The following is a 13,857-nucleotide window of genomic DNA, read 5'->3' as shown; positions in this document are numbered from 1 at the left end:
CATTTCCCTGGGTGACCACCTCTTTGCTATTCTTCATTTGAGCGTAACCTCCTTGGTGGGCCAGTTCAAGCTGGCCTCTTTTGATTTCCTCAACCAAAGGTTACGCTTTTTGCTTTTTCTCCATCAAACGGGACGCGGCCGCCTGCCGCGTCACGACTTGAAGCGGCGAGCCGCTGGCCCCGGCCAAGGCCAGGGCCAGGACTCCGGTCATCCAGAATTGGTGGAAGGCGAGCAAAACCGGATCGGCCTCGGCCTTGACGAAGCGATCCGTGGCCAGAAGGTGCCCGGCATAGGTCATGGCCGCGAGCAAGGTGAGGGCGTCGCCCCTGTTGAACCCACGGATTCCGCCGGTCAACAGCCACAGCCCGGCGAAAGCCAAAGCCGAGCAGGCCCACTGGCGGGAGCTCGGCCGCTTGCGGTGAAAGAGCAGCATGAAGGCCGGCACGAATACCACGAAGAGCCCGGTGATGAAGCCCGAGTTGGCGGCACTCGTATATTTGAGGCCCGCGGTCTGGGACAAGTAAAGAACGGCGAGAAGAAGAGCTAAAAAAAAGGCCTCTTTCATCCACTCCGCCTCCCGGGAGCGGCGCAGGACCCAGGGAAGAAGCAGCGCCGCGGAAAGCAAGAAGCGGTAGGCCACCAGGACGTCCCATGACACGGACGAGAGCGTCCCCTTGACCAGGTAGAAGGTCGACCCCCAGACGGCCGCGCAGTAGAAAAGTCCTACTTCGTCGAGGAGTGGAGGCAAGGGTTTTGCGCGCAATAGACCAGGTTCACCAAGATCATGGCCCGCGTCACCTGGCCGATGCGGTTGTCCGGAAAAGTCGCGTGCGCGGCCTTGAGCTTGGGGGACAGGGCGTCGAAATTGCCCTGGTAGGAGATGTCCACCACCGCGGCCCCGGGCTTGATCCAGGAGGAATCCAAGGAGAAGCCCGGATCGGGCACCGCGGTCACCACGATGTCGGCACGGCGCACGCAAGCCTCGAGGTCCTCGGGGCGGGTCTTGTCGCAGCATTTGACGGCCGTGGCGCCCAGGTTCTCGAGCATGAGCCCGAGAGGTTTTCCCACCCGCATGGAGTTGTTCACGACGGCCGCGAAGGCCCCATCGAGGGAAATCTCACAGCGCTGCAGCATCTTCACCACGGCCTTGGCCGTGGCCGGGACCACGCATTTGACCCCGCGGGTCTGGTCGAGGAAGCGCTTGAACTTGATGAGATAGCCCAAATTGATGGAGTGCAGGCCCTCGACGTCCTTGAAGGGAGACACCAAATCCATGACGTCCTCCTCGGCGACCGCGCCGCCGATGGGGTAGAAGACCATGATGCCCGTGACCTTCTTGTCTCCGTTGAGGCGAGGGATCAGCTTCAGGAGCTCTCGCTGGTCCGCGACCTCCAGGCTCTGCAGCTTGATCCCCAGCTTTTCCGCGTCCTTGGCGATCAGGTCCCGGTACTGAAGGGAGCCCGCGTTCACATGGGACTTGACCAGGACCGTGGAAAGGCAGGGTGTGAAGTTCAACGTGGCCAGCTCCCGGGAGACCCAATCGAGGAATTCCTGGGCCGCGCTCCGGCAATCGAGGATAGCAGGCATTTCTTTAATATATATCATACTGAATGTGAAACGAAATCGCCCCCGTCTGGACATGCTTTTGGTGGAGCGCGGCTTTTTCGCGACCCGGACCAAGGCCCAGGCCGCGGTGATGGCGGGGCAAGTCCTCGTGGATGGGCGCCCCCAGACCAAGCCCGGAACCCCCACACCCGCCGAGGCCCGCCTCGAGGTCCTGTCCCCCTGCCCATACGTCTCCCGCGGCGGCCTCAAGCTCGAGGCCGCACTCCGGCATTTCCCCCTCCAGGTCCGGGGCCGAGTCTGCCTCGACCTCGGCGCCTCGACCGGAGGATTTACGGATTGCCTCCTGCAGAACGGAGCGGCCAAGGTCTACGCCATAGACGTGGGCCGAGCCCAGCTCCACGACAAGCTGCGCAGGGACCCTCGGGTCGCGAGCCTGGAAGAGACCCACGCCCGGGACTTGCGGCCGGAGCTCTTCGATCCCCGACCGGATCTTTTGACGGTCGACGTCTCCTTCATATCCTTGACCAAGGTACTCTCCCCGGCAACGAAATGCCTCAGATATCCCTTCGAGGCCTTGGCCCTCATCAAGCCGCAATTCGAGCTGGAGCCGAAATTGGTCCCCAAGGGCGTGGTCAAGAGCCCGGAAAGCCGCCAAATGGCCATAGAGCGCGTGCGCGCCGTCCTGCCCGACCTCGGCGTGGCGGAGCTCGGCCTCCTGGAGTGCCCGGTCCACGGCCCCAAGGGCAACGTGGAGTTTTTCATCTACTTAAAATCCGTCTCGAATTAAGTATACTGTCACCGAATTCCCGAATTCCATGGAAGAATCCTTGGTTTCGCTCGAACAGCCCATTATTGACACGCGCGGAGCCATACAGCCCCTGGTCGAGCGGGCCATGAAAAGCGCCATGCTCATCAACTCGGTCAAGGGTGCCGTGCGCGGCAACCACTACCACCTCACGGACTGGCATTACTGCTATATGCTCTCGGGAGAGATGGAGTACCACCACCGCCCGGTGGGCAGCCAAGAGGCGCCAAAAATCCTGGTGGTGAAGGCCGGCCAAATGATTTTCACCCCGCCCCAAGTGGAGCACGCCATGAGATTCCGCCAGGACACGGCCTGGCTCACTTTGTCCCGCAACGCGCGCGACCAGAAAGCCTACGAGGCGGACATCGTCCGCATCCCCCTCATTTGAATTCGGTGACAGTTATCGAACTCTGCCGCCGCAGGAAGGACTGCCGGCTCTGCGCGAGCAAGGACCTCGAGCTCGTGTTCTCGCTCACCCCTACGCCCCCGGCCAACGCCTTCGTCCCGGCCTCGCGAAAGGACGTTTCCCAACCCTCGTTCCCGCTCGACCTCTTCTTTTGCCGGAACTGCTCGCACCTCCAGCTCCTGGACGTGGTGGACCCATCCTACCTTTTCGAGAACTACGTCTACGTCTCGGGGACCTCCCCGGTCTTCGTCAACCATTTCAAGAATTACGCCGCGGACTTGATCAAGCGCTACGGCCTGCGGTCGGGGGACTTCGCCCTCGATATCGGCTCCAACGACGGGACCTTGCTGGGCTTTTTCAAGGAAGCGGGCCTGCGCGTCCTCGGCGTGGACCCCGCCAAGGACATCGCGGCGACGGCCGCGCGCAAGGGAATAGAAACCCGGGCCGCCTTCTTCACCCCGGAGCTCGCGCGCCAAATCCGGGAAAGCCACGGCCCGGCGCGAGTGGTCACGGCCAATAACGTGTTCGCCCACGCCGATGACTTAAAGGCAATCCTGGCGGGGGTCAAGGAGCTCATGACGCCCGACGGCATCTTCGCCTTCGAGGTGTCATATCTAGCCGACGTCTACACCAAGACCCTCTTTGACACCATCTACCACGAGCACGTGGCCTACCACGCGGTCCGGCCCCTGCGGAGCTTCCTCAAGACCAACGGCCTCGAATTGATCGAGGCCCTGCGTGTGGAGTCCCACGGAGGCTCCCTGCGCGGCATCTCGCAATTGGCGGGGGAACCGCGCCGCCCCGGCGCCTCGGTCGCCGAACTCGTCGCCCTAGAGACCGATATCGGCTTGGACAAGCCCGAGACCTACAGGCGCTTCGCCCGGGACATCTCCGCCCGCAAAACCGAGCTCCTCTCTCTTCTCACGCGCCTAAAGACCGAGGGAAAAAAGGTGGCGGGATTCGGCGCCCCGGCCAAGGCTACGACCCTCATGCATCATTTCGGGCTCGGCCCCGAGTTCATCGACTTCATCGTAGACGACAGCCTCCTAAAGCAGGGGCTCTTCTCCCCCGGGTACCACATTCCCATCCTCCCCTCCTCGGCCATAGCCGAGAGAAAGCCCGACTATCTCCTGATCCTCGCCTGGAATTTCGCCGAGTCCATCATGGCCAAGCAAAAGGCCTTCCATGAGGGCGGGGGGCACTTCATCGTGCCCTTGCCCAAGGTGGAGGTGAAGTAATGTCCGCTTTCCTCCTCAAAAGCGATATCCAGGAAATTGGAGAGAATCTGGGAGCGCAGGCCCGCGAGCTCTCCGGAAAAACCATACTTCTCTGCGGCGGCCAGGGATTCCTAGGACGCTATTTCATCGAAACCTTCCGCTGGCTCAACCAAAACAGGCTCAAGAAGCCCTGCAAGTTGGTGGTCCTAGACAATCTCATCACGGCCGGAAAGGCCGGGGCCAAGGTTAAGCCAGAACCCAACATCCGCATCGTCCTGCACAACATCATCGAGCCCATGGATTTCAGGCCGCGGGTAGACTACATACTCCAGGCCGCCGGGATCGCGAGCCCCTACTACTACCGTGCCTATCCCCTCGAGACCTTGGAGGTCGCGACACAGGGCACGAAAAACATGCTTGACCTGGCCCGCAAGCGCGGGGCGCGAATACTTTTCTTCAGCTCGAGCGAGATCTACGGAGACCCGGATCCCAAATACGTTCCGACCCAGGAGAGCTACCGCGGCAACGTCTCCTGCCAGGGCCCGCGCGCCTGTTACGACGAGAGCAAGCGCCTGGGCGAGACCCTCTGCTACATCTATCACCAGAAATTCGGGGTCTCGGCCAATATGGTCCGGCCCTTCAACGTCTACGGCCCCGGCATGCAGGAGAGCGACTACCGGGTCCTGCCCAATTTCGCGAGCTGCATCAAGGCGGACAGGCCGCTCAATATCTATGGGACGGGCAAGCAGACCCGCACCTTCTGCTATGTCTCGGACGCCATCGTGGGCTTCCTGCGCATTCTTCTGAGCGGCACGCCTGGCGAGGCCTACAACATCGGCAACCCGAAACCCGAGATTTCCATGATGGAGTTGGTGAGAAAGGTCGAGGCCGTCCTGGGGCGCCCGATCAAGCACCGGATCGTCTCCTACCCCGACAGCTACCCGGCCGATGAGCCCAACCGCCGCTGTCCCGACATCACCAAGGCGTGCCTCCAACTCGGCTACGCGCCCAAGGTTCCGCTGGAGGAGGGTCTGCGCCGGTTTCTGAAGTGGGCCGACTCCGCCTACACCGGCGAAAAATCGGCGTGAGCCCGCTGCGCTTGGGCCTGGTCGGGGCCGGGCCCTGGGGCCGGAACTACATCCGGACCCTCGCCCAGATGGGGGGCGCAGTCTTGGCTCGAGTGGCGAGCCGCAACCCCGAAACCCCCAAGCTCGTCCCGCCGTCCTGCGCGGCAAACGCGAACTGGCGGGAGTTGATCGAGGCCGGGGATCTGGACGGACTCATCCTCGCAGTGCCGCCGAAGCTGCACTTCGAGATCGCCTCGGCCGCTCTGGAGGCCAAGCTCCCCGTACTCGTCGAGAAACCCTTGGCTCTGGATCCGCGCCAAGCCCAAGACCTTCTCACCAAGACCCGCCAAGGCGGAGCCTTTGTCCTGGTCAATCACATTCATCTCTTCCATCCGGCCTACGCCGCCTTGAAAGCCGCGGCTTCCTCCTTGGGCCCGGCGCGCCTCATTCAATCCGCCGGAGGCAACCGCGGGCCTTACCGGCCGGGGCTTCCCCCCTTGTGGGATTACGCCCCGCATGACCTGGCCCTATGCCTTGACTTCGCCGGGCGCAAGCCCTCCGACGTCGCGGGCCGCAAGGAGCCAGGCGCCGGCCCCGGGGAGAATTGGGACATCGATCTCCGGTTTTCCGGAGGGCTCGAGGCCCATATCCGGGCCGGCAACGCCTTTGACCGCAAGGAGCGCCGCTTCGAGGTTTACTTCGAGGGAAAAGCCTTGGTCATGGACGATACCACAGCGCAAAAACTGACGCGCCACGGCCTCGAAAACGGTCGCCTCGGTCCGGGAGAGCCCCTGCCTTACGCCTCCGCTTCCCCTCTGCTCTGCGCGCTGCAGACCTTCATCGCGGGAATCAATTCGGGCTCCAAGGATATTTCTTCCGTCCAGATGGGGGTTGAGGTGGTTGAGGTTCTTGCGGGGATTGCCCGCTGAAATCGAGCGGCGAGGCTTTAGGCCCTGTCAAGTAATAATATGATCAATTTGGCCAAGCGATTTTGGAGCGAGACAAGGAGCAAGGAGCGAGCATACCCGCAGCGGTATGTGAGCGACGAGCGACGCGATCGCAGCCCAAAAGCGCTCGGCCCCTTCGGCCCCTCTCCAAGAATACTGGAAGGGGCCGTCCCTTCCAATATTTTGGAAAGGGACGGGGAGGCCCGAGCTTGAGACGAGTTCGAGGCGCGACGAGGGAGCATAGCGGCAGCTATGTGACCAAGGAGCAACGAAGAACTCGGCCAAGCTCGGGCCTCCAAATTGATCATATTATTACTTGACAGGGCCTTAGGCCTATTTGGCAGCCGCTTTAAAAGCTTTATCGGCCTCTCGGGCCTCCGCCATGAGGGACTCTGCGGAAGCGACGCGATCGGAAGTCAGCAGCTTGGAGGAATCCAAGGCTTCGCTTTCAACTCGGCGTAGCAGTTGGAACAGGCGGGCGGCCCACCTCTGCGCCTCAGCGTGCTCGGGCTTGGGATCGCTTAAAAGCGGCTTGTAGCGCCGCAGGTCCTCCCGGACCCGCCGGCACTCCGACAGAAGATCGCTCCCCCGCTTCTCGAGAGGCTCGGGATAATACAAGCGCATGAGCCCGCCGGCCTCGACCTTGAGCTTGCAGTAGCCGGCGGGCGCGTCCAGGTAGGGGCGCTTGCGGACGCGGGGGTCCTGATAGATCGGATAGAGGTCTCCCCGCGGAGCGTAGACGTATCCACCCTTCGCAAGCAAAGTTTTGGCGACCTCGCGCAGGAAGACCGGCCCGGCCTCGCCCTCGCAAATGCCGCAGCCCTCGAATTGAATCACCGCTCCCGGGGCGAAGACCCTGCTCTTGCCTTCAAATTGCCAAATCGACCAGTCTGCCATGGCGTGCATCTCTCCGCAATTGCCGTGGCCGCCTAACAACAAGGTGCCCACGCGGTAATTCTTGGCGTAAAGATCATCGAGCGTCTGCGCCAGTTCCCCCGGCGTGTCGCAGCGCGCGAAAAGGGCCGTGCCTTCGTACGAGGAACGATCGAAGCTCTCCTTCTCGAAGGGCTCCAAGGATAGATCCGCGCCCAGACCGCGCAGGGGACTGAAGGTCCACAACAGGATGGGCCGGTCCGAGCGTTTAAGCCGGGACTCGACCAGGAGGCACCTCTCGGGCTCGGCTACGATCTTCTTGCCCACGGGGCCCGCCTGAACGGACGAAACGTAGAGACAAAGCGCGGCCAAGCCGAACATGCCGGAAGGATACTGCCGCCGGCCGCAGCGCGCAAGGCCCATATTTCATCCATTGACCCCCTCGCCATTGCCTGTTAAAATTGGAAGGTGAGACTCCTTCTGGTCCCAGACCCGACCTCACCCAATAGCGAGGACGCTTTCTGCCGCGAGGTGGCCAAGCGGGCCGCCGCGAAAGGCCACCATTGCGAGACCCAGGCGGTTCCCAACGGGCCTTTGGAAGCGACCCTGGACTTCCTGGCTGCCACGGACTTTTCCGCAGGCGCCGACTTCGTCCTCGTCAACAGCCTCCAGCCCGCCGCTCTTATGGCGGCCTGCACCTCCGGCAGGCGGGTCGCGGTCCGCCTCATCGACTCCTACGCCTCTGCCTCACCCCAAGCCTTGGCCGAGGTTCAGCGCCTGGCCCTCATGGCCGACCTCATCCTCGTCCCCACGCAGTATCTCCTGGCGGTGGTCAAGGGCTGGGGCGTCAACGCCTCCGTGCGGGTGGTGCCCTATGCCTACGACCAGATCCGGGCCCAGCAGATCGCGGTGGTGACGGCGCGGGCCGCGCGCCCAGACGGTTTTCCCCTGGCGGCCTGCCAGCCCCTCAACGAGGCCACCCGGTCGAGCCTCGAAACTTTCTTCCTCGCCATGGCCCGGCTGCGCCTGGACTGGCACTTGAATCTGATCGGCGCCGGCCCGGCCTTGCCCGGGCTCAAGGCCAAGGCCAAGCAGCTTCTCATCGAGGATAGAATCACCTTCCTCGGGCGCATGCCCCACGACAAGACCATGGAGTATTTCCGAGCGGCCAAGGCCTACGTGGATCCCTACGGCTTGGATGGATTTCCCACCATGGCCCTCTACGCCATGGCCGAGGGCTGTCCGGTGATCGCTGCGCGCACGGGACCCGTCTTGGAGCTCGTGGAGGACCACAAGAACGGCCTGCTCTTCTCCGGGGGAGAGGCCCAGGCCCTGGCGGAAGCCGTCGTCACCCTTTCCTCGGTGCAGGGCCTGGCCCTGCAATTGATTTCCCAAGCGGTCCGCACCGTCGAGCTTCACTCCTGGAACAGCACGGTGAACGCCGTTTTCTCGGGCTTGGAGAGCCTGGAATGATTTGCTCGCTCATGCTGGACTTGGACGACTCCAGTGATTTCCCCGGAAACACCGGAACGGCCCTGGGCCGGCCCCTGGCCGCCTATCCCTTCATGGCGGCCCGGTCTTGCGCGCAAATCCACCGCAATTTCGTCCTCACGGACTCGCCGCCGGTCAAGGCCGTGGCTCTGCAGTACGGAGGCATCATCATCGATCCGCCGCCGGGGCGCTCCCTCCACGAGATCCCGGCCGAGGAGCAGCTTTGGCACGGCCTCCAAGCCCTGCAGGCCGACCTCAAGCGCGAGGACGAGGCCTTGGAGCTTCTCCTCCTCTTCTTCTCCAACGCGCCCGCTTTAACCGGGAAAATTCTTGAACAGGGCCTCGACGTTCTGCACGATCGCCCGGAGCTTGACTCCGCGGCGAGCGTCTCTCCCCGCAACCGCTTCAATCCCTTCCTTGCCCGCAAGGAGAATTCCGAGGGACTTTTGGACCCCTTCATTCCCGAGGGCCTCGTCCCCAGCGGAGACATCTACTACCCGGATTGGGGCGCGCAAATCCTGAGATCGCGCAATTTGGAACAGCTGGGCCCCCCGCCCTACACGAGAACCTGGCCGTGGCTAGGCAAGCGGGTATTCCCCCTCAAGCGCTGGAGCCCCGGTCCCATAGACTTCCAATGGCAGGTTCCCGCCCTCGAGCTCTGGCTCCAGAAGAACGGGGTCGCCAACGTCTCATCCGCGCGAGAGCCCCAGCTCAAGCCCCAGCCGGCTCCAAAAACCAGGCCCTAATTTGAGCTGGACCATCGCCTCCCTCCTCATATGGACCGTGGCTCTGCGCCGGGCTTGGCGAAAATCCTGGGTGGTGTCCGGATCGTGGCTTCTCTGGCTCGCCTGGATCGCCCTCTCCTTGGCCGCCTCAAGCCAGCCCCTCAAGGGACTCGAGCCTCTCTCCCGTTGGGCGACTTTCGTCGCCTTCTTCAGCCTCGCCGCCGCTTGGGGCGAAAGAGAACGCCGCATCTGGTTTTGGGGTTTGTCCCTTTCCGGAGCGGTCCTCGCCTTGGCCGCGCTCTGGACGGGCAGGATCAATGGGATATTCTCAGAGACCATGGTCGGGCTCCTCCCTCCCTATTACAACTATACCGTCTTCGCCGAGGCCGCGGCCTTCGCCGCGGTTTTCGCCGCCTTGATCCATCGCGAAAGGCCCGGGAAGTATCTGCGCTGGCTCATGCTAGGACTGCTTGCACTGCTCCTGTCCTGCCTCATACTCGCCCGGGCGCGGGGCGGAATCCTGGTTGTCTGCGCCTCGAGCCTCCTCGTCGCTCTCAGGCATCCCCGCGCCGAAGGCCGGGCCTGGCTCTTGGGAAGCCTCGCCCTGGGGGCGGGAATCTTGGCCGCGGGGATTCTGCTCCTGCGCGGGGCCTCGCCCGCCTATTTCCTGAAGCTCGACAAGGCCTTCCGCAGGCCGCATATCTGGAGGGCCGCCCTGCAAATCACGCAAGACCATCCGATTTTCGGCGAGGGGCCTGGGAATTTCGAAGCAGGGTTTCTCCGCCACAACTTCCCGTCCAACTACGGCCAGGCCAATTACCAATTCACCTCGGCCTATGCCCACGGCGAATGGCTGCAGGCCGCGGCGGAAACGGGCTGGGTCGGTCTGGCACTCCTCCTCCTGGCCTTGGCCGGAACTCTGCGCCGCCTTCCCGCGCCTGGAAAGACAAGCCTCCCCCAAGAAACCGCCATGGCGGCCTTGGCCGCCATGGGACTGCATCTTATGATAGACAACATGCTGCATGTTCCCACCTTGGGGCTTCTCTTTTTCTCAGCTTTGGCCTGCGCGACCGGACCCGAGGCAAAGAGCGCCCTCCCGGTTTGGCCGCGGGCCTCCTGGATGATTTTTTCCTGCGCGGGGCTGGCCCTTTCGGCCCTCGCCTGGATTCCGAGCTCCCTCGGGAGGAGATATGCCCAGGGCCTCGAGCGGGAGACGGACGCCGCCAAGCGCCTGGAGCTCGCTCAAAAATCCGTCCATCTGTTTCCGGCCGATTCGTACCTGCGCGAGACCATGGCCCGGGAGTGGATGTCCCTGAATCCGCCGCGCCCGGACGAGGCATTGAAGGAATTGGAAACGGCCTCGCAGCTCAACCCCACCAACGCCCTGTGCCTGGGCATGCACGCCGAAATCCTGCGCGGCTACAGGCGCTGGGCCGAAGTCCTGGCCCTGGCCGAGGAGGCCCTCCGCCTCGAGCCCAATTACCTGCGCGCCAGGTTCATGCGCGCCGAGGCCCTGGCCCGCCTCGGGAGGAATAGCTTGGCCCAGGCCGAGCTCGCCGAGCTCGACCGCCGCCGGCGCCTCCTCGAAGCCGGCGGCTTCTACCGCTCGACCAGCAACCACTACGAGCTCATGATCGGTGCCCGCTAGGGTGCCAGTCATTTACATTCTTAACTTGCTAAACTTCAAGTTAAGTTAGTTAAGAATGTAAATGACTGGCACCATACTGGGATTCATTCCGGCGCGGAAGGGGTCGAAGGGCTTGCCGGGCAAGAACGCTCGGCTGTTGGGCGGGATGCCCTTGGTCGCGCATACGATACGCGCGGGGCTGACCTCGAAATGCCTTGACCGGCTCCTGGTGAGCACGGACTCGCCCGCAATCGCCCGAATCGCCAAGGACCACGGGGCCGAGGCGCCGTGGCTGCGTCCCGCGAAGCTCTCCACGGACCGAGCGGCTGTCGTGGACGCGGTGCTCGACGCCTTGGAACGCCTGGAAAAAAAAGGCTACTCTCCCCAGGCGGTACTATTGCTTCAACCGACCTCGCCCCTGCGTCTGCCGCGGACCATCAAAAAAGCGGTGGAGCTTTTTCGAAAATCCGGAGGGGAAAGCGTGCTCTCGGTCGTGCCCGCTCAAGACCATCCGCAGTGGTGCTACAAGGTCAAAGACGGCGTCCTTTCTCCCTTCCTTCCTCCCCGCCCCCCGGCCCCGCGCCAGGCGCTCGAGCCAGCCTACGTCCTTGACGGCTCGATCTATCTGGCCACGGTCGAGACCCTCAAGAGCCGCCGCTCCTTCCGAAGCCTCAAGCCCAAGGCCCTCTTGATTGCTCCGGAGGAGTCGTTGGACATAGACACCCAGGAGGATTGGGATGAGGCCAAGAGGCGCTTAGGGCTCTAGGACGCTCGGGGGCTCCTCCGCGGTAGTCACCAATATCACGGAGCCGACCACGATGGCGCTTCCCGCGAGAATATAGCCGTCCACGCGCTCGTGGGCGAAGAGCCAGCCGAGAAAGACCGCCACGACGGGGTTGACGAAGGCGTACGTGGAGACCTTGGAGCTCGGCACGTGCTTGAGAAGCCAAATATAGGCCGTGTAGCCGATCCAGGACCCGCCCGCCACCAGGTAAAGCACGGCACCCGCGCCGCGCGCCGTCCACACGGCGCGCCCCACGTCCTCGAACAGCAGGGCGAAGGCCAGGTTGCCGAGCCCCGCGAAGAACACCTGCCAGGCCGCGGCCCCGAGGAGGTCCCCCCGCGCGGCTTGCCAGCGCTTGGACAGGATCGAGCCCAGCGCCCAGCTAAACGAGCCTCCCAAGAGCCCCAGCGACCACCATAGCTGCCTGGCTTCCAGGACATCGGCCGCCGCGAGCTTGGGCCAGAGGAGCACCGCGATGCCGGCGATTCCCGATCCCAAGCCGAGAAGGGCGCGCCCCGTCACGCGGTGGCCGAGTAGCAGGGAATCCAGAACCACGAACCAAAGCGGGGTGCTGGCCACGATGAGGGACGCGTAGCCAGACGGCACCACTCTCTCGGCGTAGGACAAAGTCAGGTTTCCCCCCATGAGCAAAAGCAGGCCGATAACGGCCAGGCGGAGGAGCTGTTCCCCGCCGTAGCGGAGCCTCTTGCCCGAGGCGGCGCACCAACCCAGCATGGACAGGCCAGCGATCAGGAAGCGGACCGCGCACATGAGCCCCGGCGGAATGTGCTCGACCGCTATGCGTATGCCGAGGTAAGTGGACCCCCAAAAGAAATAGACGAGCGCGAAGGCGAGCGTGGATCTCAATTCCACCCGGACGCTCATCTGACAGGGGCCGCCGGAATCGCCGTGGGCGCGATCAAACGATCGAAGTTGGAACGCCCCTGGTAGAATTGTACCGGCACACCGTCCGGGTCCGTGACCGCGAATTTGCGCAATCCATCATTCGAGATGGCGATCGCGGGCACGTCCTTGAAAAGGCCGTTTTGGGTCAGCCTCTCGCGGAAATCCTCCAGGTCGGCGACCTCGAAGGCCAGGTGATCCGGCCGCTTGGCGGGCTCTCCCTCCGTGACGTTGCGAAATTCAAGGAACTCCAAAGTGAAAGTTCCTCCGGGGACGCGGGCGAATGCGATGCGATAGCGGTCGGCGTCATAATAGCCAAGCAGCTGGAATCCAAGGCCATTCACGTAGAAGCGAATGGATTCCTCGAGACTTCGCACCGGCAGTCCTAAATGCCAAATATCAAACATAAGCTCCCTCCATGATAGCAGTCACTTTGACTCCACTCAAATGATCTTGCCCCCAGGCATACGGATCGCGAAGGATCGCCCGCCCCACCGCGGCGAAATCAACGCGGCCCTCGGCGATGATCTGGTCAATGAACCCGCCCGATTCGATTCCGCCCACCCCAACGACGGGCAAGGTCGTGAAGGCCTTAAGAGCCGCCGCATCGTTGACCAGGTAGCCCTCCCCCAGCCGCCCCTCAGGGCGTCGCCAGCCTCCGATGCCGGAGGACACGTCTATCAAGTCCAGGCCGAGGCTCTCGAGCCGGCGCACGAGCCAGCCCATATCCGCCGTCGTCAGCCCGCCTTCCATGTGGTCCTGGCCCGGAAGGCGGACCGCCAATAACGATTCCGGGGCCGCCGCCTTGATGGACTCGATAATTTCAAACAGCATGCGCCCCCTGCCTGCCATACTTCCACCGTACCCATCAGTTCTCATGTTGGTTAAGGGGGAAAGCCACTGATTGAGGCCATAGCCATGCGCCGCGTGCAACTCCACGATATCGAAGCCCGCCGCCCGGGCCCTAAGCGCCGCGTTGGTAAACCACCTAATCCACAACCCAATGTCCGCGAGAGTCATCTCAACGGAACCGTCCGGCTCCCAGCCCTTCACGGGGACTCGGACGCCGCTAGGCGACATTGGCTCGCGCCCGGTCAAGGCCTTTAGCGTCTTGCCTCCCACATGCACCAGCTGGAGGCCAGCCAAGGCTCCGCTCCGGCGGATAGCGGCGGCGATTTCCGAGAGCCCATCTATATTAGCGTCGGAATCGGCGGCCAACTGGGCATCCTCGCCCTTGCCCGATGAATGGACGAATGAATACTCGACGAAGACGATCCCCGCTCCGGATTGAGCCAGCTTGGCATAATGCTCGATCGTGGCGGGGGTGGCGTTGCCGCGCGCATCAGCCGTCTGCGAGCACATCGGCGGCACGACCACTCGATTCTTGGCGGTCTTGCCTCCGGTGAAGCGGTAAGGCGAGAAACGATTCAAGATTTCTTGGTTCAT

15 protein-coding genes are annotated in these 13,857 nt (G+C 63.2%); 9 read left to right on the top strand and 6 right to left on the bottom strand.

Going from position 1 to position 13,857, the window contains the following annotated elements; all coding sequences use genetic code 11:
* Nucleotides 1-100: 100 nt before the first annotated feature.
* Together HY921_13335 and HY921_13330 are read right to left on the bottom strand one after the other, a co-directional pair.
* A complete protein-coding gene (locus HY921_13335) occupies nt 101-748 on the bottom strand; it encodes a DMT family transporter (protein ID MBI5631854.1) in 648 nt (215 codons plus the stop codon).
* Complete coding sequence (locus HY921_13330) at nt 724-1,587, bottom strand: bifunctional 5,10-methylenetetrahydrofolate dehydrogenase/5,10-methenyltetrahydrofolate cyclohydrolase (protein MBI5631853.1); 864 nt, start codon at nt 1,585-1,587, stop codon at nt 724-726. Before HY921_13330 ends, HY921_13335 begins: the two co-directional genes overlap by 25 nt.
* Nucleotides 1,588-1,612: 25 nt before the next feature.
* Here HY921_13330 and HY921_13325 point away from each other — a divergent pair, with 25 nt between their 5' ends.
* Genes HY921_13325 through HY921_13305 form a run of 5 tightly spaced genes read left to right on the top strand, consistent with a single transcriptional unit; the run spans nt 1,613 to nt 5,990 of the window.
* Nucleotides 1,613-2,353 (top strand): TlyA family RNA methyltransferase, encoded by a 741-nt coding sequence (locus HY921_13325; protein ID MBI5631852.1) that lies wholly within the window; start codon nt 1,613-1,615, stop codon nt 2,351-2,353.
* 28 nt (nt 2,354-2,381) lie between these two features.
* A complete protein-coding gene (locus HY921_13320; GenBank protein ID MBI5631851.1) occupies nt 2,382-2,759 on the top strand; it encodes a hypothetical protein in 378 nt (125 codons plus the stop codon).
* A 14-nt stretch (nt 2,760-2,773) separates the two neighbouring features.
* Nucleotides 2,774-4,015 (top strand): class I SAM-dependent methyltransferase, encoded by a 1,242-nt coding sequence (locus HY921_13315; protein MBI5631850.1) that lies wholly within the window; start codon nt 2,774-2,776, stop codon nt 4,013-4,015.
* Nucleotides 4,015-5,082 (top strand): NAD-dependent epimerase/dehydratase family protein, encoded by a 1,068-nt coding sequence (locus HY921_13310; protein MBI5631849.1) that lies wholly within the window; start codon nt 4,015-4,017, stop codon nt 5,080-5,082. The genes HY921_13315 and HY921_13310 overlap by 1 nt, the downstream gene beginning before the upstream one ends.
* Nucleotides 5,079-5,990 (top strand): Gfo/Idh/MocA family oxidoreductase, encoded by a 912-nt coding sequence (locus tag HY921_13305; protein ID MBI5631848.1) that lies wholly within the window; start codon nt 5,079-5,081, stop codon nt 5,988-5,990. The genes HY921_13310 and HY921_13305 overlap by 4 nt, the downstream gene beginning before the upstream one ends.
* Before the next feature lie 351 nt (nt 5,991-6,341).
* On the opposite strand, the gene HY921_13300 is transcribed toward HY921_13305, so the two are convergent.
* Entirely contained in the window at nt 6,342-7,262 is a 921-nt protein-coding gene (locus tag HY921_13300) for a hypothetical protein (protein ID MBI5631847.1), read from the bottom strand.
* A gap of 87 nt (nt 7,263-7,349) precedes the next feature.
* Here HY921_13300 and HY921_13295 point away from each other — a divergent pair, with 87 nt between their 5' ends.
* The 4 genes from HY921_13295 (at nt 7,350) to HY921_13280 (ending at nt 11,490) form a co-directional block, all read left to right on the top strand.
* A complete protein-coding gene (locus HY921_13295) occupies nt 7,350-8,354 on the top strand; it encodes a glycosyltransferase (protein MBI5631846.1) in 1,005 nt (334 codons plus the stop codon).
* Nucleotides 8,351-9,118 carry a hypothetical protein gene (locus HY921_13290; protein MBI5631845.1) on the top strand — a complete coding sequence of 256 codons (768 nt, stop codon included), beginning with the start codon at nt 8,351-8,353 and terminating at the stop codon, nt 9,116-9,118. The genes HY921_13295 and HY921_13290 overlap by 4 nt, the downstream gene beginning before the upstream one ends.
* Nucleotide 9,119: 1 nt before the next feature.
* Complete coding sequence (locus HY921_13285) at nt 9,120-10,745, top strand: O-antigen ligase family protein (GenBank protein ID MBI5631844.1); 1,626 nt, start codon at nt 9,120-9,122, stop codon at nt 10,743-10,745.
* A 61-nt stretch (nt 10,746-10,806) separates the two neighbouring features.
* A complete protein-coding gene (locus HY921_13280) occupies nt 10,807-11,490 on the top strand; it encodes an acylneuraminate cytidylyltransferase family protein (GenBank protein MBI5631843.1) in 684 nt (227 codons plus the stop codon).
* On the opposite strand, the gene HY921_13275 is transcribed toward HY921_13280, so the two are convergent.
* The 3 genes from HY921_13275 to HY921_13265 are packed head-to-tail and all read right to left on the bottom strand — an operon-like array spanning nt 11,479 to nt 13,857.
* Nucleotides 11,479-12,393: an EamA family transporter gene (locus HY921_13275; protein ID MBI5631842.1), complete on the bottom strand. Its 915-nt coding sequence runs from the start codon at nt 12,391-12,393 to the stop codon at nt 11,479-11,481. The two genes, HY921_13280 and HY921_13275, sit on opposite strands and share 12 nt — an antisense overlap.
* A complete protein-coding gene (locus HY921_13270; GenBank protein ID MBI5631841.1) occupies nt 12,390-12,818 on the bottom strand; it encodes a VOC family protein in 429 nt (142 codons plus the stop codon). Before HY921_13270 ends, HY921_13275 begins: the two co-directional genes overlap by 4 nt.
* A complete protein-coding gene (locus HY921_13265; GenBank protein ID MBI5631840.1) occupies nt 12,811-13,857 on the bottom strand; it encodes an NADH:flavin oxidoreductase in 1,047 nt (348 codons plus the stop codon). Before HY921_13265 ends, HY921_13270 begins: the two co-directional genes overlap by 8 nt.

This window comes from Elusimicrobiota bacterium, assembly GCA_016218575.1.
Classification (GTDB): Bacteria; Elusimicrobiota; Elusimicrobia; order UBA1565; family UBA9628; genus JACRDN01.
The sequence above is the reverse complement of the archived record's forward strand: the minus strand, read 5'-3'. Positions and strand labels throughout refer to the sequence as shown.

Excerpts from the sequence above, each read along its gene's own strand:
- HY921_13330 (MBI5631853.1), bottom strand. The coding sequence starts at position 1,587 with ATGCCTGCTATCCTCGATTGCCGGAGCGCGGCCCAGGAATTCCTCGAT.
- HY921_13320 (MBI5631851.1), top strand. The coding sequence starts at position 2,382 with ATGGAAGAATCCTTGGTTTCGCTCGAACAGCCCATTATTGACACGCGC.
- HY921_13310 (MBI5631849.1), top strand. The coding sequence starts at position 4,015 with ATGTCCGCTTTCCTCCTCAAAAGCGATATCCAGGAAATTGGAGAGAAT.
- HY921_13300 (MBI5631847.1), bottom strand. The coding sequence starts at position 7,262 with ATGTTCGGCTTGGCCGCGCTTTGTCTCTACGTTTCGTCCGTTCAGGCG.
- HY921_13290 (MBI5631845.1), top strand. The coding sequence starts at position 8,351 with ATGATTTGCTCGCTCATGCTGGACTTGGACGACTCCAGTGATTTCCCC.
- HY921_13280 (MBI5631843.1), top strand. The coding sequence starts at position 10,807 with ATGACTGGCACCATACTGGGATTCATTCCGGCGCGGAAGGGGTCGAAG.
- HY921_13275 (MBI5631842.1), bottom strand. The coding sequence starts at position 12,393 with ATGAGCGTCCGGGTGGAATTGAGATCCACGCTCGCCTTCGCGCTCGTC.
- HY921_13270 (MBI5631841.1), bottom strand. The coding sequence starts at position 12,818 with ATGTTTGATATTTGGCATTTAGGACTGCCGGTGCGAAGTCTCGAGGAA.
- HY921_13265 (MBI5631840.1), bottom strand. The coding sequence starts at position 13,857 with ATGAACCAAGAAATCTTGAATCGTTTCTCGCCTTACCGCTTCACCGGA.